We start from the raw sequence: 21763 nt of genomic DNA, 5'->3' as shown, positions 1-21763 counted from the left end.
CTATGTCGCTACGTCTGTATTTACTTGTTGATGAATCGCGTGTGAGCCCATTTCGTAGGTTGGGTAAGCGGCAGCGGGAAGTGCGTTCCATTATTACCCAACATATTCTGCCAAATATAGGTTGCTCAATGCTGGAAGGATATTTATCGGAGAGCTATCCGTGGTGCTTTGTTATTTCCTCCAATACACGACAGGGGAAATATAACTACGCCGGTGCATTTAGGGTACTTCGTGGTGAGCAGGGAGAAGCGTCACTTCTTATCGTGTATAGCGCTGTATCTTATCGGTGGTTGCAGAAAAATATGCACACTGAATTTCCACTGACGTTCTGGGCGGCAAGGATTTTAAATAACGTGCAGAAAAGTGATTTTGCCGAAAAGAACTGGCGACCACTGTGGCAATGGGTCAAAGCATTAAAACGATCTTACTCCCCTTTCTGGGAATCTTTTGTTTTGACGCCTGCCTGGCGCTTTAAAAATCATTCACAGGTGTTACTCAGGGAGGGGGCTCAAGAAGACTATCACATTCGAAATATTGATGGTGTTGAGGTTATGCCGTGGAAAAACTGGCCCGATTGTATTCAGCAGGAGGCGAGCATCTGGATTTGGCGGCAAAGCCGGCACGGAAACATATTAGATTCGCAGAGAATTTCGTTACGAAGCGCTGAGGCTAAACCGCCTAACGCATCATATCTAAGATATTCATAACGCAGTAGGTGATCATATGCCACGTAGTATCAAATTAAGCAGCTCGGCGATGCCGTTTTTGCTTGGAGAACCGGCGTTGGTAATCTCAAAGCTGGATGGTGAAGAGTCGCTTTCTTCACTCTATTCTTACGCGATTACCGCTAAAACGCCCGCTAATCCGCTTATTCCATGGCAGGCGGCGTCGAATGTCGATCTGAAATCGTTGATCGGCAAAGAAATGACAGTTGACATTGAGCTCGATGGTAACGGGTTGGGCGATATTATCGGTATTGGCAAAGACGTACGCGAAATTTCTGGCATAGTACAGAAGGCTCGCTATGTGGGGCGTGACGGTAACCAGGCGCTTTATGAACTGATCATTCGGCCTTGGCTTCATCTCGCTGAATTAACCGAAGATTTCAAGATATTCCAACAGAAAACGGTAGTGGACATTATTGACGAGGTACTGGGTGATTATAATTTCCCCGTTGAAAAACGTCTGGCGGGGAGCTACCCCCTGCTCGATTTCCAGGTTCAATATGGGGAAACAGATTTTTACTTCATTGAACGCCTGATGGAAGAGTGGGGCATTTACTGGTTTTTCGAGCACAGCGGAAGAAATCATCGGCTGATTTTAGTTGATAACGTCGGTGCACATAAGCGCTTCCCTAGCGAAGCCTACCACGTTATTCAGTATGCCTCCGATCGTCCTAAGATGGATCAGGAATATATCAAGCAGTTTCATTTTCAGGAAACTATTACCTCCGGGAAATGGGTTACCAATGACTATGATTTTACCAAGTCACGCGCGGATATTATGGCTCTGGATAGCAAGCCGCGCAAAACCAGCTTTAACCAGATGGAGATCTTCCACTGGCCTGGTGATTATGAACAGCCGCATATCGGCGAGCAGCTGGCGCGCGTACGCATGGAAGAACGGGGAGCGTTAGGTTCGCGTTGCGAAGGTTCCGGCGAACTGCGTGGTATTGCCTGTGGTTGCGATTTCGAATTGACGAATTATCCCGTTGAGAAAGCGAATCGTGAATACATGGTGCTGCGCAGCCACCTGTTGATTGAGGAAATAGACCAGTTAGCTTCGAAGGACGAATTCCGCTACAGCTGCGATTTTACCGTTCAGCCCACCACCAAAATTTACCGTCATCCGATGACTGTGGAGAGGCCTAAAACTAGCGGGCCACAGACGGCCATTATCGTAGGGCCTCCGGGGGAGGAGATATGGACGGATGAATATGGTCGGGTAAAAGTGCGTTTTCTCTGGGATCGCTATGGCCAAAATCGTGAGTCTGATTCCTGCTGGCTTCGCGTCAGCCAGGCCTGGGCGGGCAATAATTTTGGCGGAATTTACATTCCGCGTATCGGGCATGAAGTTATCGTTGATTTTATCAATGGCGATCCGGACAGGCCGTTGATTACCGGCAGTCTTTACAACAATGTCACGATGCCGCCATGGGATCTGCCTGCTAATGCGACGCAGAGCGGACTTATCAGCCGCACTGTCGGCGGCGGCCGCAGTAATTTTAACGGCATTCGTTTCGAAGATAAACCGGGCCAAGAGCAGTACTGGGAACAGGCCGAGCGCAATATGAGCCGCTTGACCAAACATAATGAAGTTCAGACTATTGGCTTGAACTCTGACGTTAACGTGGGCGTGTCGCGAAACCTGTTTGTTGGCGCGAACTATATGTCTGATGTGGTCGGGAACAGCAGCGCCATGATTGGGGCGGCACTGGCTATCCAGGTCGGTGGAAGCCAGAGCGACAACGTTGCAGGCGCCAAAGGGATCAATGTGGGCGGCGCGTTTATGACTACGGTTGGGGGATATCATTCTCTTTCCGTTGGCGGCGCGCATCAGGTCAACGTTGGGGGCTACCACTCTCTTGCCGTCGGGGGGGCGAGCACCATGGTTGCGGGAGGCGCGATGACCCTCACCGCAGGCGGTGAGTTGGTCATATCAGCGAATAAAATCAAAATCATTGGCTCTAGCAAGGTCGTCATTCAAGGGGGTGAGGTGGATATCAACCCTGGTGATTGCGGCAGCAACTGTGGCGGTGGTGGTGGCGGTGGCGGCGGCGGAATGATCGGCCTGCCGGGATTGCCGCCGATTACCGCTTTGTTCGGCGTGATTTTTCCTCTGCCGCCAATACCGACACCGACCCCGACGCATACGGAAACGGAAACGCCGACGCAGACACCGACGGAAACGCCAACGCAGACACCGACGGAAACCCCGACGCAAACGCCGACGCAAACGCCGACGCCGACGCCGACGCAAACGCCGACGCAGACGCCAACGGAAACGCCGACGGAAACGCCGACGGAAACCCCAACGGAGACGCCAACGGAGACGCCAACGGAGACGCCGACGGAAACGCCAACGGAAACGCCGACGGGTAGCGCAACACCAGAACCTTAACGGTTTATTTTACCTGGCAACGGAGTGTATCCGTTGTCGTTCTTAGTGTTTCATAAAGGAGAGTTAATTATGCAAAATGCAGGACGAGTCGGCGATGCGACCGCCCACGGTGGCGCATTATGTACGGGCTCCGGGAATGTCTATATTAATGGTCTTCCCGCTGCAATGGTCGGTGCAAGTATTGCACCTTGCGCTCTGGGTCACGGCGCCGCTCCTGTTGCGACAGGTTCTGGATCGGTTTTCATCAACAATCTTCCCGCAGCACGGCTTGGCGATGTGACGGGGTGTGGGGCTGTCGTGGTAACAGGCTCCGGCGATGTTTACATAGGTTGACTCAGTGAACATTCAATTCGAGTGGCCGCCATCGCGCTCTCCCGTTGCGTTGCCAGGAAACCTGACGGTAGATAATGCCGCGGTTTTAGATGTTTCCAGTGGAGGTTTCGGTCCCCACGACCGTAGCAACAAGCAGGATACCGTCGCTTTTTACTGGGATATGACCCGGCCTGTGATGTTGAATTTATGCGCCAACCACGTTTGTCGATTGGACAACCTTGAGCTTCCTTATGGAAGCGTTCACCCGTTAAGAGATAAAAGTAAAATACAGGTTGGTCATTTTAAGTTGGTAACGACGACTGGCTCTGACGAAGTCGATGAAGCGGGGTTCTATGAGCTTATTTATCCGAATGGCGCATGGCTGGCGGCAAACAAGAACCCTGAAATTGAGAACATTCTCCCCAACGGGGGGAATTATATTAATGATCTGCGTTATTTTAGCGACGTGGTCCTGGCTCAGGACAAAGGAAATGATGTTCTAAAGACATTGGAGGTGGAATATAAACGCTTCCTTATCTGGAGGGAGCTGGATGGCGGGCATTACGATGGGATAAGCGGGCATTCTGAAAATATAATCAAAACGGATCACCGTTTTGACAGTATTAGGGAGAAAATTAAAGAAAAAACCTTAACCGAATGTATTGTCGCAAAGGATTTTCTGATGGAAAAAGTATGGCCTGAGCTTGAGGCGGGTGAACATTCGAATGATATCTTTAATGAAGAAGATAAAGTGGAACTTCTCAAAGCTCTTTCTCCCGAACATATCGTGGCCAAAGGAAAATATAACGTTCCTGAACTGGTATTTCAGGACTTTTACAAAGTTGGTTTGGATTCTCATTACTAATCTAAGGACAAATTATTATGCAGGATTTGACTTTTCTTACCCAGGCATTAAAAACATTTTCGCTGGATGAAATTTTTGCACAGGTACTGACCCAAGTAAAAGAGCACCCGCAGGACCTGAAAGCGAGGGAAGTACTGTTTAAATTATATTGCATTCAAGGACAGTGGGATAAGGCATTGTTGCAGCTTCAGACGCTGGCGCTGCTGGATGAAGCCGCGCAAAAGCGGATCGAGCTGTATAAGAACTTGGTGTTCAGTGAAATGCAGCGCATGCAGGTATTAACCGGAGAGCGTCAGGCGGCCACTTTGCAAGGGGATGCTCCGCAATGGATGGAGAAATTACAGCAAGCCAATGCGGAACACTATACGGGGAAAGTGGAACAGGCGAGGATATCTCGCCAAGAAGCATTTGAACTTGCGCCCGAAAGCGTCGGAAAAAGCGATACATTGGGAGAATTTTCATGGATCGCGGATAGCGACAGCCGCCTTGGGCCGGTTTGCGAGTTTATTTGTGCCGGGGGATATCGCTGGTTGCCTTTTACTTCCCTACAGAAGTTGACCGTCTCAAAACCTGAAGATTTGCTCGATCTCCTGTGGGTACCTGCGACCATTTACCTCGATGGGGACATCTATTATGGGTTTATTCCCGCGCGTTATCCTGTTAATCAATGTGATTCACAAGATTGTAAGCTGGGGTTAAAAACGGAGTGGGAGACGTTGTCCGATATTCTTTTCACCGGCAGTGGGCGCAAGGTTCTGACCACTAATCTCAGTGAGCAATCAATTATGGAAGTTGGCGACATTGTATTCGGATAATTCTTTTGAAAAAAATCGACAATATCTTCCGACCTTGTTGGAACGTCTACAGGACGATGCCCCTAAAGTTCCTGATGATCGTGAAAAGCCTATTGATATAAAAAGGATTCGTAGTTTGGTTCAGAAAGATATTGTAGATCTTATTAATCATACTAATATCGAAGATACCCTGGATAAAGATCGACATAAAAACATAATAGAGTCGGTACTTAATTATGGTGTTCCTGCGCTTATTGGTACTCAGGAAAATCACTCAAACTGGAATGTTATAGAAAAAATCATTCGTAACACAATCTTACGTTTTGAACCACGTATCATCCCTGAAACGCTACTCGTGCGCTCATTACAGGAAAAGGATAGCGTACCTCGACATGCTGTTATTCTATTCGAAATTAGGGGGTTGATTTACTGGAAACCCCATCCGGTTGATTTATGCATGAGTGGCCGTTATGACTTTGAGTCGGAAAAAGTAGACTTAAAGTTGCTATAGCTCCTTAAAATCCGATGTGTTCATTTTGATTTCTTCTTCAGGCTAGGAAATTTCGCTGGGCTGTTTTCCTAGCCGTTTTTCCTAAATTAAACATGTTCTAAATTCATTATTATAAAAAAATACAGAGAAATCCTGTTTATCATTCCTTATTAATCATAAGTGCTAATAATATAGGTTTTTTGTTCTAATTTTTAATTGTTCGCGATATATTTTTCTGTTTTTAGTGGGTTTTATATATATTTGATCGCTATGGATGTTGGATATAGAATGAGGTAAATCTCAAGGAAGGGGAGGGATATGGTCATAAATATTCTGATTCTATCATCATAGCAAATCAAAATAAATTTTCTCCCTCAAATAAGGGGGCCGTACTTACAAATAGTAATAATAAGAAAGTCTAAGTAGAAATGTGTTGAACTCTCCCGTATCAATGAGAACATGTTTTTAAAGTGCGGTTGATAGCATGGAGAATTGGCTTATCTTACCCTCACACCAGTGCGAACTCATCAGACAGCGTCACCACATCTGAGAAAGGCCGTGTTCAGGTGCGGGAACAGAACTCTAGGTAACTAAAAAATCACAATGAATTGTTAAAAAACAGTCTGTTTTTATCATTTTTGGAACTTAACAATGTCAGGAAATAATAGTAATTCGGAGAAGATAGGGCGCATTAGTGAAATAAAACTGCCGCTGTATTGAGCTTACCCTAAGTATTTTTTATGACTGGAAAGTGTTATCGGAATGCATCCGATATTATGTTGCGGGTTACCATAATCGTGTGTAACCGGGTGCCACAGGGAGGCGGATGTAGCTGAACGTTACATATCGAATGGAGAACATAACACATGGTGGTGAAGGATGTTAAAAATATTATTAATGGATTGTAATTTTTACCAAGTTTCGGGATTGAGTCTTTTAATCTTAAAGCACCTCTCAGATTATCATTTATTAGATAAGGCCATTTTCTTATTACCCTCACAGGAAAACAATAAGAATATCGCTAATGTTATTTTCCAAGATGAATTGGTAACGATTAATATTTTTAATAAGAAGTGTATTAATCATAATGAGACTGAGCATAACATGGCAGAGAAAATAACCATTCATGTACCTTTCCTGCCAAAAAGTAAAACCCTAAATGATATCTCTATGAAAATATGCAAGATACTGGAGATAGCCCATGCTGATTACAATGAGTTTATCCATGATGAAGAGGTCTATTGGAAGTTTGGGTTGAAAAAATACGCTCAACTTTCTGATACGGAAAATGATGTCATGATATTTATAGGACAGGGGTACAACAGTGCTGAAATATCAAGAATACTTAACCGTTCACGCAAAACGATACGTACCCATTACAGAAGTGCCTTTCGAAAAATGGGTGCGGAAAATCAAGCTGAATTCTATAGATATGCTTCGTTTATTGCGAGGTGTGGATGTGCTGAACGAAAGACCTTGTGCTTATAAATACTAAATTGGAAAAAGGAGTTGACGATGCATAGTCATGTCAATAATAAATGGAATATTGGCTCATTATTATTCAGCCAGCGGTATATTTTACCTGTATTGATTTTACCCTGTTCTTGCGTGTGGGCGGCCAATAACGACACGATTATTGCTGATGGTACAGTACGCTCTCTAGATAATCTGGTGCTTGAAAACGGCACTAATGGCGCTTTCATTATTCAGGCGAAAAATGGCGCTAATTTTACCGGTACCCGGCTGCAGTTGAATAGCTCAGGAATTCGTGGCGGTGGGGCCTGGATCGATAACAGTAAATTTATCGGACGAGATTTACAAATTAATGTTAGCGGGAGTTACGGCACCGGTGTTTATCTGGCGAATAACGGCGAAGCTGTGTTAAGCAATATAGATATTCAGACTCAAAATAATGGACTGGGGCTGGCCTTGGATGGGAGTTGGTCCACGTCTCAGGGCACCTCAATCGCTCAGGTTACCGACAGTATTATTGCAAGCGCTGGAGGAGATGCCATCAGGGTGATGGCAGGGAAATTGGCGCTGGATAATGTCTCCGTCAGTACTACGGGGAATCAGAGTTATGCATTGAATGCCAATATGGCGGCAAACATTAATGTTGAGGGAGGGCTGTTTACCACTCAAGGTGCTTACAGTGATGCGATATGGATTGCCTCAAGGGATTCTTCGGTAATGATAAATAACGCAAATATTACTACTGTGGGTGAGAGAGCTATCGCAGTAAATGCGCAAAAAGGGACTGCCGAGCTAACAAACACTACTCTCGAAACACAAGGGGACAATGCTTACGGCATATATACCGAAAACCAAGTAAGGGGTGATGGCCTATCTATTACCACCTCAGGAGCAAGAAGCACGGGCTTGTTCACGGCACTTGGCGGTGTAGGAACACTCGCTGACAGCACTATTGTTACACGTGGCGAACTTTCACCGGGGTTATTGGCTTACCCTGGATCGCAAATAACAGCAAGCAAGATGCTGATCAATACCTCCGGTAAGGAAGGATTTGGGCTGTGGAGTCGCTTGGGATCGCTGAACATTAGCGATAGCCTTATTACTGCATCAGGTGAAGAGGCATATGGGCTGTATGTCAATGGCTACTCATCGACCTCTTCGCTCAGCAATAAAGTATCACTCGATGACGTGACGCTTAAAAGCGAGCAGGCGCAGGCGATAGCTGTCGATACGAGCGATTTGGCGCTAGAGGTGAAAGATACCACTCTTAGTGGCGGAAATGGTCAGCTAATGACCGTCAGCAACTATGAAGATACCCAAAATCAGGCCAATAACCTATACAGTCACGTAGTTTTCAATGCGACAAACAGTAAGTTAAATGGCGATATTGTGGTGGCGGATCCGAGAAATACCACCGTAATTAATCTTACCTCAGGTTCCGTACTGAATGGTGCGATAAATAACGCTTCCTCATTGGCGCTGGATAGTAGCAGTAACTGGAATATGACAAGCAATTCCATTGTTGAGCAACTTAGCAATAACGGTACGGTTGTCTTTTCTGCGCCCGACAAATTCGATACTTTGACTGTGACCGGAAATTACACCGGCAACGGCGGGACACTGATAATGAACAGCGTGCTGGAAAGCGACGAGTCGTCGACCAATAAACTTATTGTCGGCGGAAATGTGCTGCAGGGAACGACTAACGTTTCCATCAATAATATTGGCGGCCATGGCGCACAGACTATTGAGGGAATAAAAATCGTTGATGTCGGCGGTACTTCTTTGGGGCGTTTTGTCAAAATGGATCGTATCGTTGCTGGCGCTTACGATTACGATCTCGTCAAAAAAGGCGAAAGTTGGTATCTGAGCAGTAAACTGAGCAATCCTGAGCCAACGCCAGATCCGCAATCCGAAACAGCTTCAGTCATTCGTCCGGAAGGAGGAAGTTATACGGCTAACCTGGCAGCGGCCAATAACCTGTTTATGATGACTTTGCACGATCGTCTGGGAGAAACCCAGTATATCGATGCGCTGACGGGTCAACATGAAGTGACCAGCCTGTGGCTGCGTCAGGTCGGCGGACACAATGCCTGGCGTGATGGTAGTGGACAGCTGAAAACTCAAAGTAACGGGTATATGGCTCAGATTGGCGGCGATGCTGCACATTGGAGCACTGATGGGCTGAATCGCGGGCACGTTGGCTTTATGGCGGGTTATGGCAATAACCACAGCACTTCCCGGAACCAGGTCGGCAATTACAGCTCTAAAGGCTCGGTTGATGGTTACAGCATAGGGAGTTACGCCACATGGTATGCCAACAATGAAAATCGTACCGGTGCCTATTTGGATGGCTGGCTACAGTACAGCTGGTTCAACAACGAAGTGAGTGGCGATAAGTTGGCGACTGAAAGATATAAATCTCATGGGATTACCGCTTCGCTGGAAGGTGGTTATACATGGGAGCTTGGGCAATTTCTGGGTAGTCAGGGTACGCTTAATCAGTGGTTTGTGCAGCCACAGGCCCAGATAGTATGGATGGGCGTAAGGGCGGATAGCCATCAGGAAGCCAACGGAACTCAGGTTAGCGGCAAGGGTGATGGGAACATCATGACTCGGCTCGGCATTAAAACTTATCTTAAAAGCCATCATGCACGTGATAACGGCAAGGAGCGTCACTTCCAGCCTTATTTAGAACTGAACTGGTTGCACAATACGCGCGATTTTGCGACCAAAATGGATGACAGTACCGTTAGCCAAAATGGAGCAGACAATCTCGCTGAAGCTAAAGTTGGGCTTGAAGGGCAAATTAACCCGCACCTGAATCTTTGGGGTAACGTTGGTGTGCGGGTGGGGGATGCAGGCTATAACGACAGTGCCGCGATGGTTGGAGTGAAGTACAACTTTTAAACGGTTTTTTATCAGGCGGGCTGAGCCCTGCCTGATATCTAAAGCACTCTATGACATTAAAAATGGAAAGCTGAAATAACCGAAAAAATGGAATAATACCATAATGAGGATCATATCCGGATATCTCTTATTGAATTATTAATAACAGCTCCATGTTGCAATTAAAAATATGTGTGGCGGGGTGTTGGTTTATCTCCGTTTCAATGAAGTTAATAATAGAGTTGTAAATTAATATTTTTTTAATAATTAAGCTCGGAATATATTATTAAACTTAATAATATCAGGCGTGAAAGTTTTTTATTTTAAAATCGCTATTGGAAGTAATGGATGACAACGGTAGGTCATTGTTAGTGGAGGTGCTCATATTATTTCCTCATACATAATGACAAGCTATCGCAAAAGGCGAGAAACGGCACAGGATTTTCTGGTTGTACGTATGCAATTGGCGGAGGCTACCGTGGCGAGTCATCCTCGTATCGTGGTGTTATCGCATATCGAAACAGGTAACTAGTCAAAAGCATCGCTGAAAAGCGAGGCTTTCCCGTATTGGAGGGAATTTACCTAAAACTTGTTAACCCGTCAGGCACTCTGCTCAAACAATCCGGTAAAAGTTTGTGGCCGTAGGCAGGTATAACCTTGTCGACGAGCAGGGGGTTGCAGCCGATAACCCTATCCAGTATGCTTTGTAATGAGGTGATGGTGTTACACCTTTCCAAACTGCCAAGACTCTTAGATGATAACGCCTGATATATAACGTTACTCTATGTTAAGTCAGGGGCTATGATGAAAAAATAGTGTAGTCTACGTTGCATCTCCCTTCTTTAAATGATCAATCCAGAATAGAGTGTTAGTTACTGTTACACTCGAAAATAACACACTTCCAGAGTATTTTACGTATCCCTTTGGCATTATCTATTCGGAGTTTAATATGTTGAAATCGCTATTGGCCGTTATTATCGGTGGCTCATTAGGATGCGTTATCCGTTGGTTACTGACAGTTAGATTAAACAGTTTATTTCCCAGTTTACCACCAGGAACATTACTCGTTAATTTAATAGGTGGCCTAATTATTGGTGGAGCAACAGCATATTTTCTTCGTCAGCCGCAACTTGATCCTTATTGGAAGGTGCTCATCACGACAGGGCTTTGTGGCGGCATGACGACATTTTCAACCTTTTCAGTAGAAGTTTTTTCTCAGTTGCAAGTCGGAAACTATATGTGGGCCATAGGGTCAATACTTGTCCATGTGATGGGATCATTGCTTATGACCGCTCTAGGATTCGTTATCGTTACAGCCATTACGTAATATTTTACGAATAGAAACAGAGCTTAAAAAGTTAATGTGGCACGTTAAGGCGTGGGGAGTGAGTAGGGTGACAAAATACAGAATAGGGATAGATGGCGGCGGTACGCATTGCCGGGGACGTTTAGTGGATAGTCAAGGAAATCTCCTCGCAGAATGTAGTGGTGGTACGGGAAACGTTTATAGCCACTATGAGTCAGCATTATGTGAAATGGAAAATGTGATCACTGAACTTTTTACACTCGCAAATTTGCCAATCAATGAGTACGGTGATAGCACCTTGGTCGCTGGTCTGGCTGGCGCAAACGTACCAAGCGTTATACAACGGCTCACTGAATGGCGTATACCCGGTTTACGACACAAGATCGTTTCAGACGTGGAGACAGCCTGTTTTGGGGCCCATCAAGGCGAGCCTGGCGCGATATTCATTTGTGGTACAGGAAGCCAAGGGGCCGCATGGGATGGCCATCGCTTCCAGCTTATGGGAGGATGGGGATTTATGCTATCTGACCTCGCATCTGGTGCTATCTTAGGACAGAAAGCACTGCGTATGGCGCTTTTGGCACATGAAGGTATCATCGTCGGCACCCCGTGTATGCGACACATAATGAGCATATTTCAGGATAATGCAGAAAAGATGCTGCTGTGGACCCAGCAAGCGCAGCCTAAAGATTGGGCTCACTATGCAAAGGTCGTTTTCGACTACGCAAGGCTAGATGATTGCCATGCACTCGGCTTAGTAAAACAGTGTGCAGCAGAGGCTGAAGCGATGATCAAAGCCTTGATCCACTCTTCATTCAGCGATATTGCGCTATTAGGGGGGCTCGCTAAGCCTATCACTCCTTGGTTGTCTGATGAGGTGCGTAAGCAGTTAATCGAACCCAGAGGGGATGCTTTAGACGGTGCAATCCTACTTGCTAAGCGATTATGGGGATAGGAATGATCTCAATTAGTGGGTTCGTAAACACGATGAAAGGTTAAATATCAGACAATTAAAAAATAAATATTGATATAACATCGAGTTATAATGCTCTATAAATCAGTAGGTTATTAAAAAAAACGGTGGAAAGGAGTTACTGGGTTAAAAATAATAATAATTAAAAAATTCATGGGAGAATTTTAAATAAAATTATCTTAAATTGGCATAGTTATCATCAAGTTAATATGAGTGACTTTACATTCCAACTTATAAACTCCTATACTTGGCACAAGAACGGCGAGAGAAGCATGAGCGGTGGCTCATAACCAGTACTCAAATAAGCTACAGTACTAGAATTTACACGATGTTGGACTATACTTAGAGGTGTAGTAAGTTGTTTAGTTATACTCCAATGTGAGGAGGTTTATTTGTATATTTCTGATGAAGTAAAGCGTAATGAATTGATTGGTGAAGTTACCATCCGCCTTATCTTCAACAGGGAAGAAGTCACCACGGATAATTTAGTTAGTGAGCTGAAATCAATGGCCGAAAGTGAATCTGATGAGGTCCGTTTGCTACTAATGCACGAGGTAAGACGCTGGTTACTCGGTTATTTAAGCTTAGGATGCTTAACACCTGAGCGTGCAGGGTGGTTAGATAAACTCGACGCTGCATCACTACGATCACCAGCTGATCTACGATTGGTGGTTTCTCGAGATGATGATTGACCGTCACGAGTAGGGCTTGCATCAGTACTGCAGGCCCTCTTATCCTGTAAATTCCTCGCCACTTTGTAAAGAATCTCTTAATACAGCAATTTAATTAATCTTAACTGTACAATTGCAGCGCATTTGTTTATTTTATGGGTAATAGTTAGGGTCCTATGAATAGACAAGGAGCTAGAAATGCGTCAGCAAAGCCATGAATCCTTTTTTGCCAAGCAAAATAACTCTTTTTTAATGATTGAAAACTTATCAGACGATCAGTTGATGGGGATGCTTATAGTCGAATTACTTGAATCGGGTAAGAGCCTGAATCGTAAAAGTGTCTGCGCTAAGCTACTGAATTGCATTGAACTTGCTGAAAATGATGCTCAGATAAAACGTTATCAAGACCTGATGCTAATGGTGCTTGAAAGAGAGTTAAATTAATGGTCAATGAGAGCGGCCTTACTCAAAAATGTGTGGATGACATCATAGGAGAGGCCGTTATCACATTGTTGAAGTCGGGGGGGCCAATAACCACTTCATCATTACTTAGTCAGTTAACGGATATGGCTAAAATATCCGCGAATCAGGAAAGAAAAGAAGCCTGTTTACAAGGCATTGTAGAAATTAAACAAAGTATCTCAAAAAACTATCAAGAACGTAGTCAATTCCTTCGTAATCAAAGTTCGCTGTTCGAAAGCGGCAATAATCTACACCAATATGACACTAAACATTGATTTTTTCTTAGGAGAAATGCCTTCTAAGCCCTTAAACACGCTCACGGACAGTGCTGATTACTGTTTGGTGAGACGTCCAATCTTGGCGGTAGATTTTATTTCAACTATTGATAATCGTTTTGAGAAAGAGAAAAAAATTCTTGGAAGAACTGTAAAAAAATTATTAGTGGAGACGGGAGTAATTAGTAATAAGGCAATCATTATCAGTCTAGTCAAACAACTGGAGTTGTCTCATGATATTGATAAAACGCTTATTTTACGTAGTGCACTTGAAATCATTGTTGGTATTACACCAGACGATATTATATAAAAATCATTACTTCACAAGTCTCCAATCTGAATCATCTGCATATGTAAGTATCCCTACAAAAAGAACCATTCACTTTTAGAGATCCTCCGGCATACTAAAACTATCCCGATAAGGAGATCACTATGCACAAAGCTCGCTGCACTGAGCACCAGATCATTGCTGTTTTGAAATCCGTTGAAGCCGGCTGAACGGTAAAAGATGTGTTCCGCGATGGAATATAACAGCGAGCGACCTCATGAATCCCTTAATAACCTGCCCTCGGAAGAGCGCCGGTGGATAACTGAAAAATTGGAAACCTCAAAAAGTGTCTGGAACTAGAACAGGTCTATTGACACTATATTTTTAATGGATTTCACATCGGCTAGTGTTCTTACTCTCATCGTTCATATTTATATATAGTATAAATATATTCTATGTAAAAAAAATAAACACACCAGTATTTTTAGCTCTAATTTCTAGATTGTATTATTCTATATATGTATATGGTGGTGATTTTTATTGCTATAGAAGTATCAATGATGATAATTTTAAATGAGTTGTTTGGAAGTTTTTTCTAGATTTAATCTGCATTAAATATCTTTATTTTTCTCTTGGGTTGTAAATAATTATTCTTACTTATTTGTGTTTTGAGGGGGAATTGTCGAGAAAAATAAAGAAATATACATTTTAGTAATTAATTAATTAATGATAATGGATATTCTGAATGAGTAAAAAGGATGAAGTATTAAAAGCTGTTTTTGACCTTTGTGATAAACATACCAGCGTAAAAGTTAAAAGGAGTCAATTACCAAATTTAGAGTTTTGGCCAAAGACACGCGATATTTCTGATAGATGTGATTCCAGCATATATGTTACCAGAAGTTTACTCCTTCAACTTGTTGAAGAGGGTAAAATAATAAAATCCCCTCAACTATACTCTAATTCCCTTCGTTGGTTTATTAAAGTATATCATTGAGAATAATATTTATAGTATAAAGCGCTAAAGGCTCCGCTTTCAATACAACGCAGCCTTTAGCGCATTATGGATTGATTAATCTTCCAATATCTTTATAAAAATTAGCTATGAGCTTTCCTTTGCGTAAGGTTCTTTCACGGTAAAAATACACCTTTCTTAGATTACAGTGTAGGATGTCAGCAATATTTTTTGTATTTAAATTCAATAAATAGCCACGTAAGAGTGATACCTGTTCTTTAGATAAATCAATTCGATCATAAAAAACGACACTATAATTTCTCTTGCAGCGTTCACCATCATCTTGACAGAGTATACGTGTAAAAAAATTAAAATCCTCTAAAGAAATTCTTTTATCAATTTCATAATCTGCGGTTTTAATCGACATGAATTGATGTAATATTGAAAAAATACAAATTTTCACGCCATTGATGCATTCTCTCATTTTTTTTATATCTGATTCTGGATCGATGACCACGCTATTAGTGGTTAAAGTATCATAGAAAACGAGATCAATTTGAGATCGCTGGGGGTAATGGGTAAGTTCCTGTACGGAATTAAATCGTAATACTAATATGTTTCTTGAAATTTGGTGGCAAACTGATTCAATTGCAATTTTTGTGAAATTGCACGTATCAATGATAGCTATAGAACGAACGTATTCCTTGTTATTCATATAACACCATAATTATTACGGTTAAAGTTAAGTGTAAGTTAATTTATTATTTTGATATTATTGATCTTGGCTTCTTAATTTTTCCTTTTGAATTTAATTAGGTTATGTCGATTATGTCAGGCTTTCTCTTTCTCTTCCACATGCAAATTTAAAAAAAGCTTAAAATAGGAGTATTTCTAGTTTTATTTTTAAATTTGATAAAATCTTAATAATGTAATTTTTTAAGTATTTTCTTAGTTATAAGAGGGGGTTGTATTATCTTGGCGCTTAATTTTTCCACTAATATGATTATCTAATCATTGCCTAATAGTCTATCGGCGGCAATAAACCATTTACAGTGTAGGAATGTTCCGTTTTAAGTGCGATTACTTGTCAGTTTTCACTTTGATTGCTATGTTTTAGTTAGTATCACAACATACAAGGATTGATTAAGATGAAAAAAACATTAACTGCAGCTGCAATTTCAATGACACTTTTAGCTTCACATGCATTTGCCGATACTACGCCGACCGCTTCCCAGCAACTGCAAGAAAAGACTCAGCAACTAAAAAGTCGTGCGTCTGAGACTTCACAAAGAGCTCAAGATCGCGCATCTGAGACGACCACCGAATCGAAAAACCGTCTAAATGAAAATGTAGATAAAGCAAAGCATCGTTTACAGGGTGACGACAGCGACAGCACAAAAGCGAAAGAGAGTGCTCAACACAGCTGGAACAAAACTAAAGAAGGTGCCACCAAGGGCTGGAATAAAACTAAAGAAGGTGCCACCAAGGGTTGGGATAAAACTAAAGAGACAACCTCTAAAGGTGTAGACAGTACTAAGCAAGGCGCTAGCAGCGCTTGGCAAAAAACTAAAGATGCTGCCGCCAGTGCCAAGAAATCAATCAGCGATAGCACTAACTAATCAGTTATCGATTAAAGGCCTGTAACTAGAGTAATGCCAGTCAGTACTAACTGACTGGCATTTTTTCGTTTTACGGTAGGTTATTTGGATGATCCTTCTTTCCCATCCTTGGATAATTTCTTTATCGTATTGTTAGCAGTGAAACTATTTTTCGCCTAACTCTCAATATCTCGCAGCAATTCGGGTATCCGTTCTGGCGAAGCATAGGGTAATTCACCCAGCATATTCGTTATCATTAGCGTCGATTGCGTAACACTCAGCGGATTGGCCACACAGCTTTCAAGGTTGTTGCCCTTTTTATCGTCTGAACCCTAATACGGGGTTGGCCAAGCTCTTCCTATTGTGGTGCTGTGATCTGGTTTTGCCAAGAGTGGCCGGTGTATTCGAAGGCGCTTAACAGACTCTGATACCGATTGCTGTTGGGCATGTATAACGTTGCTTGGCGCAATAAAGGGGCGATTTCCGGGTAGCAAGATATCAAGGCGATTAACGATTCGGTGTAAGGGATATTGCCGCTTAAGCGCCATACCAACGACACACCACACTATCCTATTCATTGGAGGAAGCGTTGACTGATAAGCTCCGGGTCAAGAACATCGCCTATTGTTCACTGAACTAAAGTGCGATGCGAGGTCAAGCGCTTGAGAAATTTGCATAAAAAAGCCGGAAACAGAACCTGTTGCGGATTTTCTCATAGTGGGGGATCGTTTAACCGATCTTTAACTAATCAACATTGCTCCAACTGGAGGCCATTTTTATTCCTCTAGAAGATGCCCATATTCATTGAGCAAGCATTGTGTCACGCCGTTAGTCCAACCGAATCCATCTTGTAATGGATATTCTCCTCCACCACCTAAAACGTTTTCCGCATCCATAACATTATATTTCTCGACCAATTTATGTTTTTCTTTAAAAAGCTTATTTACCGTTCTAAGCCAGCGTACTGCTATTTCCTCTGCAAGTTCATCTTCACCATATTTTTTTAAGCCTTGAATAGTCATCCATTGCAAAGGCGCCCAAGCATTGGGCTTATCCCATTGTTCGCCACTTTCAATTGTTGTAGAAATCAATCCACCCGGTGCGAGCAGTTGTTCTTTAATTTGTACCGCAATACGTTGAGCTTGTATTGGATTGGCGGCTCCAGTAAATAAGGCTACCGAGGTTGCTGCACTGAACATACCAAATCGTTCTCTGCGCCAGTCGTAATCTCTAAACACACCCTTTTTTTCATCCCATAACCAGCGATTGATAGCGCTCAATCGTCCCTGAGCCTTTTTTTCCCAAGCGTAAGCTGTCAGTGCCTCACCACTTTTTTTTGCAATGCTCGATATCGTGGACTCTAATTTATACAAAAATGCATTGAGGTCGATTGGGATATATTGAGTGGTGCGAATACTAGCCAGCCTCGAGGGATCCCTCAACCAACGTGATGAATAGTCCCATCCAGAAGCTGCACCCGCGCGTAAATCGCGGAAGACTTCTTTAGAGGGTCTGCTTGAAGAGGAGGCGGTTTCAATATCCTCGCGCCAAGATTCGTCGCGGGGGGTATCGCGATCATCCCAATAGCGATTGAGCATGGAACCATCAGGCATTTTGACGACATGACGGAAAGCCTGATTAGGATTGAGAGATCCTGACCCATCCATCCAGTAGTGATATTCAGAGATAAGATAGGGCAGATATTGCTCGTTACCTGCGATTTTGGCGGATTCACAGAGTTCAACCATCAATGCGAAAACCGGTGGCTGAGAACGGCTAAGATAATAGGTTCTATTTCCATTTGGAATATGGCCATATTTCTCGATCAGCCAAGCAAAGTTATCAGTCATATTTTTGAGGAGGTCGATTTTGCCACTCTGGGCTAATCCCAGCATAGAGAAGTAGGAATCCCAATAATACACTTCTGTAAAACGTCCCCCTGGAACGATATAAGGCTTGGGTAAGGGCAGTAAGGAGGTATTAGGATGATGACTTTGTGGATTTCTGATCATCACTGGCCACAGTGCATCAATATGCTGACTGAGCGTTCTCTTTTCGGTTTCAGCATGAGCGTAATTATGAGGTTCTTCAGGTAAATGGAAGTTGTCTTGCACAAATTGACGCAATGAGAAGTCTTGGCTGCGACGGGCCAATTTACGATATAGAATTAAAATATCGACCGGATCGTACTTCGGTGCACAATCGGCGAAGGTTTTGCTGTCTTCAAAGATATGTTGATTCTGGACATCTTCAAACAACTCTAAATAACGGTCAGAAGGGGTCAGCGCATCAGCCGAAGGCATACCCGCTATATGTTCAGGTTCTGGCTCATGATCATTATCAAAGTCAGTCAATTCAAATTCCTGAGAGTCATCATATAGACTGTTATCGTCGTAATTATCATTTTCAATGTCTGTGAGCTGTTCTTTCGATTGTCGTGACATGGAGAACTGCCTCCTCAACACTTGGGCTTTTTATGCAACGGACGAATTAATTAAGTATAGACAATGAAGCGTACTTAAGCGGTACTGAGGGGATATAAGTCAATGTAAGCGGAGATTTCGTCCAACTCTTAATGCTTACAAGCGAACACTATTCTCTAGCAGATACTGTAAAGAAGGATAAGAGTTGTAACATGATAATAAGAATTATTACTATTAATGTTGAGTATCCAGAGGTAGACTTTGAAATATTCTTAATAAGGAGAACGTATGACCAAAACTCTGAGTTCAGGAAGACAGGCGCCTTATCGTGTTCGTAATGAACCGAAGTTCCGTACTTTGACCGTCAATAATAAACAACTCATCGCAGAGCAATTCTGGCGTATATCGTTTCAATCTGAGGCATTACTGGGATTTAACTCACCGGGTAGCGACGATCATATCAAGCTATTTTTCCCCGATAAGAGTCAAACAGCGCCAGTAATCCCAGTGGTAACTGATGACGGCATCATTTGGCCAGATAATCAGCGTCCTGAATCGCGCGACTATACCCCACTTGAATTCAACGGTAAGGATTCATTAGTCATTGATTTTTATCGTCATGAGCAAGGGGTCGCCAGTGACTGGGCGGATAATGTTAAAATTGGCGATTCGCTTACCATCGGCGGGCCGCGTGGTTCGATGATTATCCCTAATGAATACTCCCAGCAACTCTATATTTTTGATGAAACAGGCTTACCCGCAATAAAACGGCGATTGAGTACCTTAAGCGCTGATCACGTCCTGTTAATCGCCTTTGCTAAACGTTACGTTGTGGAAGAGTATCTAGGGGTGCTTCTTGCAGACCATAGCTTGCATTGTTTAGAAAATAGCGCGATGGATTCGACGGGGATTGAACAGTGCATCAGTCTTAGTAATCCGTTACATTTCCCGACTGATGATCACTTTGTGTGGTTGACCGGTGAAGGCAAAGCGGTAAAAAAACTGAGCGATCACTTTATCGAACAGCGCGGTTGCTCACCGGAATTAGTCAGAGCAGTTGCCTATTGGCATGCTAAAGATTAATTGAGTGTCGTTTTGACGATGATCCGCCCACAAATATTGCCCTCAAGGAGACGGTCAGCGAACGCTATGGCTTGATTGAGCGCGATCGATTGATAGGGAATCGGCAGTGGTGAGTGACTCAATAATGTCGCGAAACGCTGCCATGCTGCATTGCGTCGCGCTACCTCGCAGTAAACGCTATCAATTCCGACTAAGCGGATACTGCGAAGTATAAAGGGCGCAACACTGGTGCTGAGCTCTAGCCCCTGTGCCATCCCACAGGCTACCACGCATCCATTACGTTGAGTGGCGGCGAGAAGATTAGCAAGGGTATGGTTTCCTACACAATCAATTGCACCAGCCCAGCGTTCAGCCTGTAACATTTTCCCAGATGCAGAAAGTTCACTGCGTGGCAGTATTGAACTCGCGCCCAAGGTCTCTAAGAGGTACTCCTCAGCGTATGGATCACCGCTGATAGCGGTAACTTGGTAGCCAAGTTTTGCTAAAATCCAAGTACTAAAACTGCCGACCCCGCCACTGGCACCACTGACCGCTATAGGGCCTTTTTCAGGGGTAATACCTTGCTGCTCTAGCTGTAACACAGCGAGCATTGCGGTTAGCCCTGCCGTACCAATCAAGGCGGCATTTATGGGGGATATTTCCTCTGGTAGGGAGGTCAGCCATTCAACCTTAGCAGAAAATTTCTCAGCCAATCCACCATGGTATTGTTCACCAATTCCCCAACCTGTTACCACGGCAAGTTTACCGATCGGCCATTCCGATGATTCGCTGGCAACTACCTCTCCAATCATATCGATACCAGGGATGAGCGGGAACTGGCGGATGACCGGTGCTTTAGCGCGGAGAGCTAAGGCATCTTTGTAGTTAAGTGAGGAGTATAGGACACGGAGCGTGATTGGGAGCTGAAGAACAGTGGTTTCATCCACTTGCTCTATCTTAGCGGGAGTCTTATTTTCTTTAGGATCAGTAAGCCATAGCGCGTTAAACGTCATAAGGTCTTTCTCCCAGACTCTGAACAATAATAGGGGCCTTGGAGGCCCCCTCATTTTATTTTGCAGATTTATACAGTGCGATACGCTGTGTCTCAAGTTGGGTGACACGTTGGCAGACTTGTTGGCCAAATTGTTGGAAATCGTCTTCGTGCTGTTTCCATTCTTGTTGAACGGCTTGCTGTAATCCACCAAGGTTACCGACAAGTGCCTGCAACGGGTTACCGTTACTGCTGAGATTCTTCATATTGCCCATTTCATTCAGGCTATCTTGCAGTACGCCGCCCATCGCCTTTTGAACCAGCTTTTCACTGTCTTGATGTACACTATCGATGGCGCTGTGGTGATAAGTTATCACATCATTTTTTTGCGAGAGTACCCGAGCAAACTGTAATTTTAATTGGGAATTTAAATTATCCAGACGTTGATGGATCCCACTTTCAGCCCCTAATTTTTCAGTGATAATACGGTCTAACGCTGTTTTCGCTTGGTCGAGTCGTTGATGAGCACCTTGATTAATCCATGGCATATCTTTACGCACAGCTGCTTGGTAATTAATGGCTTGCTGGCGCGTCGCCGCGGAGGGCTGCAGAGCTTTACCATTGAAGGTGATATCACCATTTGGGGTGATTACCATCGTGCCATCACTTCCCACGATAGCCACGCTTTGAGGTGATAGGGTAATATCATCGTTAGGGATCGAATCACACTGATAAGCGGCATGGGCTTGTACTGCTGAAACAAGTAGCGTAGCGAGTAGAACTTTGCGTAGCATGGAGTTTCTCCAGAAAGGGGGAAGGTTGACGGATAATCAAGA

The 21763-nt window shown here is 43.7% G+C and carries 21 protein-coding genes, 2 pseudogenes and 1 riboswitch; of the genes and pseudogenes, 18 read left to right on the top strand and 5 right to left on the bottom strand.

Features of this window, described 5'->3' with window-relative positions:
- The first annotated feature begins 2 nt into the window (after nt 1-2).
- The 16 genes and pseudogenes from HH682_RS03755 (at nt 3) to HH682_RS03680 (ending at nt 14895) form a co-directional block, all read left to right on the top strand.
- The gene (locus tag HH682_RS03755; RefSeq protein WP_214236284.1) at nt 3-707 is read left to right on the top strand and encodes a T6SS protein Cts1T; all 705 of its coding nucleotides are present in this window, start codon (nt 3-5) and stop codon (nt 705-707) included.
- A gap of 49 nt (nt 708-756) precedes the next feature.
- Entirely contained in the window at nt 757-3120 is a 2364-nt protein-coding gene (locus HH682_RS03750) for a type VI secretion system Vgr family protein (RefSeq protein ID WP_214236316.1), read from the top strand.
- A 69-nt stretch (nt 3121-3189) separates the two neighbouring features.
- Nucleotides 3190-3453 (top strand): PAAR domain-containing protein, encoded by a 264-nt coding sequence (locus HH682_RS03745; RefSeq protein WP_214236283.1) that lies wholly within the window; start codon nt 3190-3192, stop codon nt 3451-3453.
- A gap of 4 nt (nt 3454-3457) precedes the next feature.
- Complete coding sequence (locus HH682_RS03740; protein ID WP_214236282.1) at nt 3458-4297, top strand: TagK domain-containing protein; 840 nt, start codon at nt 3458-3460, stop codon at nt 4295-4297.
- 17 nt (nt 4298-4314) lie between these two features.
- Nucleotides 4315-5112: a type VI secretion system accessory protein TagJ gene (locus HH682_RS03735; protein WP_214236281.1), complete on the top strand. Its 798-nt coding sequence runs from the start codon at nt 4315-4317 to the stop codon at nt 5110-5112.
- Nucleotides 5099-5602: a type VI secretion system baseplate subunit TssE gene (locus HH682_RS03730; RefSeq protein WP_214236280.1), complete on the top strand. Its 504-nt coding sequence runs from the start codon at nt 5099-5101 to the stop codon at nt 5600-5602. Before HH682_RS03735 ends, HH682_RS03730 begins: the two co-directional genes overlap by 14 nt.
- 858 nt (nt 5603-6460) lie before the next feature.
- Nucleotides 6461-7069, top strand: coding sequence for a helix-turn-helix transcriptional regulator (locus HH682_RS03725; protein WP_214236279.1), 609 nt, complete (start codon nt 6461-6463; stop codon nt 7067-7069).
- 27 nt (nt 7070-7096) lie between these two features.
- Entirely contained in the window at nt 7097-9964 is a 2868-nt protein-coding gene (locus tag HH682_RS03720) for an autotransporter outer membrane beta-barrel domain-containing protein (RefSeq protein WP_214236278.1), read from the top strand.
- Nucleotides 9965-10647: 683 nt separating this feature from the next.
- Nucleotides 10648-10717: riboswitch (Fluoride riboswitch) on the top strand.
- A gap of 175 nt (nt 10718-10892) precedes the next feature.
- Nucleotides 10893-11270, top strand: a complete 378-nt coding sequence (gene crcB, locus HH682_RS03715) for a fluoride efflux transporter CrcB (protein ID WP_214236277.1) — start codon at nt 10893-10895, stop codon at nt 11268-11270.
- A 67-nt stretch (nt 11271-11337) separates the two neighbouring features.
- Nucleotides 11338-12204: a glucosamine kinase nucleotide-binding domain-containing protein gene (locus HH682_RS03710; protein ID WP_338049307.1), complete on the top strand. Its 867-nt coding sequence runs from the start codon at nt 11338-11340 to the stop codon at nt 12202-12204.
- Between the two features lie 410 nt (nt 12205-12614).
- Nucleotides 12615-12914 (top strand): hypothetical protein, encoded by a 300-nt coding sequence (locus HH682_RS03705; RefSeq protein WP_214236275.1) that lies wholly within the window; start codon nt 12615-12617, stop codon nt 12912-12914.
- A 177-nt stretch (nt 12915-13091) separates the two neighbouring features.
- Entirely contained in the window at nt 13092-13337 is a 246-nt protein-coding gene (locus tag HH682_RS03700; RefSeq protein WP_214236274.1) for a biofilm development regulator YmgB/AriR family protein, read from the top strand.
- Entirely contained in the window at nt 13337-13630 is a 294-nt protein-coding gene (locus HH682_RS03695) for a hypothetical protein (RefSeq protein ID WP_214236273.1), read from the top strand. Before HH682_RS03700 ends, HH682_RS03695 begins: the two co-directional genes overlap by 1 nt.
- A gap of 16 nt (nt 13631-13646) precedes the next feature.
- A complete protein-coding gene (locus HH682_RS03690) occupies nt 13647-13940 on the top strand; it encodes a biofilm development regulator YmgB/AriR family protein (RefSeq protein ID WP_214236272.1) in 294 nt (97 codons plus the stop codon).
- 213 nt (nt 13941-14153) lie between these two features.
- Nucleotides 14154-14258, top strand: a pseudogene (locus HH682_RS03685) (integrase); the annotation flags it as partial.
- Nucleotides 14259-14643: 385 nt separating this feature from the next.
- Nucleotides 14644-14895: a FaeA/PapI family transcriptional regulator gene (locus tag HH682_RS03680; protein ID WP_214236271.1), complete on the top strand. Its 252-nt coding sequence runs from the start codon at nt 14644-14646 to the stop codon at nt 14893-14895.
- 64 nt (nt 14896-14959) lie between these two features.
- On the opposite strand, the gene HH682_RS03675 is transcribed toward HH682_RS03680, so the two are convergent.
- Nucleotides 14960-15568: a hypothetical protein gene (locus HH682_RS03675; protein ID WP_214236270.1), complete on the bottom strand. Its 609-nt coding sequence runs from the start codon at nt 15566-15568 to the stop codon at nt 14960-14962.
- A gap of 433 nt (nt 15569-16001) precedes the next feature.
- Here HH682_RS03675 and HH682_RS03670 point away from each other — a divergent pair, with 433 nt between their 5' ends.
- Nucleotides 16002-16472 carry a hypothetical protein gene (locus HH682_RS03670; protein WP_214236269.1) on the top strand — a complete coding sequence of 157 codons (471 nt, stop codon included), beginning with the start codon at nt 16002-16004 and terminating at the stop codon, nt 16470-16472.
- 343 nt (nt 16473-16815) lie between these two features.
- Here the strand turns inward: HH682_RS03670 and HH682_RS03665 are convergent.
- Nucleotides 16816-17128: pseudogene (locus HH682_RS03665) on the bottom strand (transposase domain-containing protein); the annotation flags it as partial.
- 99 nt (nt 17129-17227) lie between these two features.
- Entirely contained in the window at nt 17228-18895 is a 1668-nt protein-coding gene (gene treF / locus HH682_RS03660; protein WP_214236267.1) for an alpha,alpha-trehalase TreF, read from the bottom strand.
- 267 nt (nt 18896-19162) lie between these two features.
- On the opposite strand from treF, the gene HH682_RS03655 reads away from it, so the two are divergent.
- Nucleotides 19163-19957, top strand: a complete 795-nt coding sequence (locus HH682_RS03655; protein WP_214236266.1) for a siderophore-interacting protein — start codon at nt 19163-19165, stop codon at nt 19955-19957.
- Here HH682_RS03655 and HH682_RS03650 read toward each other — a convergent pair.
- Together HH682_RS03650 and HH682_RS03645 are read right to left on the bottom strand one after the other, a co-directional pair.
- Nucleotides 19954-20949 (bottom strand): MDR family oxidoreductase, encoded by a 996-nt coding sequence (locus HH682_RS03650; protein WP_214236265.1) that lies wholly within the window; start codon nt 20947-20949, stop codon nt 19954-19956. The two genes, HH682_RS03655 and HH682_RS03650, sit on opposite strands and share 4 nt — an antisense overlap.
- Before the next feature lie 55 nt (nt 20950-21004).
- A complete protein-coding gene (locus HH682_RS03645) occupies nt 21005-21721 on the bottom strand; it encodes a DUF2884 family protein (protein ID WP_214236264.1) in 717 nt (238 codons plus the stop codon).
- Nucleotides 21722-21763: the final 42 nt, after the last annotated feature.

It is taken from the genome of Rosenbergiella gaditana (genome assembly GCF_018494065.1).
Taxonomy (GTDB): domain Bacteria; phylum Pseudomonadota; class Gammaproteobacteria; order Enterobacterales; family Enterobacteriaceae; genus Rosenbergiella; species Rosenbergiella gaditana.
The sequence above is the reverse complement of the archived record's forward strand: the minus strand, read 5'-3'. Positions and strand labels throughout refer to the sequence as shown.

What these genes read in the sequence shown, in the direction of transcription:
- HH682_RS03755 (WP_214236284.1), top strand. Translation starts at nt 3, where the DNA reads ATGTCGCTACGTCTGTATTTACTTGTTGATGAATCGCGTGTGAGCCCA.
- HH682_RS03750 (WP_214236316.1), top strand. Translation starts at nt 757, where the DNA reads ATGCCGTTTTTGCTTGGAGAACCGGCGTTGGTAATCTCAAAGCTGGAT.
- HH682_RS03745 (WP_214236283.1), top strand. Translation starts at nt 3,190, where the DNA reads ATGCAAAATGCAGGACGAGTCGGCGATGCGACCGCCCACGGTGGCGCA.
- HH682_RS03735 (WP_214236281.1), top strand. Translation starts at nt 4,315, where the DNA reads ATGCAGGATTTGACTTTTCTTACCCAGGCATTAAAAACATTTTCGCTG.
- HH682_RS03725 (WP_214236279.1), top strand. Translation starts at nt 6,461, where the DNA reads ATGTTAAAAATATTATTAATGGATTGTAATTTTTACCAAGTTTCGGGA.
- HH682_RS03720 (WP_214236278.1), top strand. Translation starts at nt 7,097, where the DNA reads ATGCATAGTCATGTCAATAATAAATGGAATATTGGCTCATTATTATTC.
- crcB (WP_214236277.1), top strand. Translation starts at nt 10,893, where the DNA reads ATGTTGAAATCGCTATTGGCCGTTATTATCGGTGGCTCATTAGGATGC.
- HH682_RS03700 (WP_214236274.1), top strand. Translation starts at nt 13,092, where the DNA reads ATGCGTCAGCAAAGCCATGAATCCTTTTTTGCCAAGCAAAATAACTCT.
- HH682_RS03695 (WP_214236273.1), top strand. Translation starts at nt 13,337, where the DNA reads ATGGTCAATGAGAGCGGCCTTACTCAAAAATGTGTGGATGACATCATA.
- HH682_RS03690 (WP_214236272.1), top strand. Translation starts at nt 13,647, where the DNA reads ATGCCTTCTAAGCCCTTAAACACGCTCACGGACAGTGCTGATTACTGT.
- HH682_RS03680 (WP_214236271.1), top strand. Translation starts at nt 14,644, where the DNA reads ATGAGTAAAAAGGATGAAGTATTAAAAGCTGTTTTTGACCTTTGTGAT.
- HH682_RS03675 (WP_214236270.1), bottom strand. Translation starts at nt 15,568, where the DNA reads ATGAATAACAAGGAATACGTTCGTTCTATAGCTATCATTGATACGTGC.
- HH682_RS03670 (WP_214236269.1), top strand. Translation starts at nt 16,002, where the DNA reads ATGAAAAAAACATTAACTGCAGCTGCAATTTCAATGACACTTTTAGCT.
- treF (WP_214236267.1), bottom strand. Translation starts at nt 18,895, where the DNA reads ATGTCACGACAATCGAAAGAACAGCTCACAGACATTGAAAATGATAAT.
- HH682_RS03655 (WP_214236266.1), top strand. Translation starts at nt 19,163, where the DNA reads ATGACCAAAACTCTGAGTTCAGGAAGACAGGCGCCTTATCGTGTTCGT.
- HH682_RS03650 (WP_214236265.1), bottom strand. Translation starts at nt 20,949, where the DNA reads ATGACGTTTAACGCGCTATGGCTTACTGATCCTAAAGAAAATAAGACT.
- HH682_RS03645 (WP_214236264.1), bottom strand. Translation starts at nt 21,721, where the DNA reads ATGCTACGCAAAGTTCTACTCGCTACGCTACTTGTTTCAGCAGTACAA.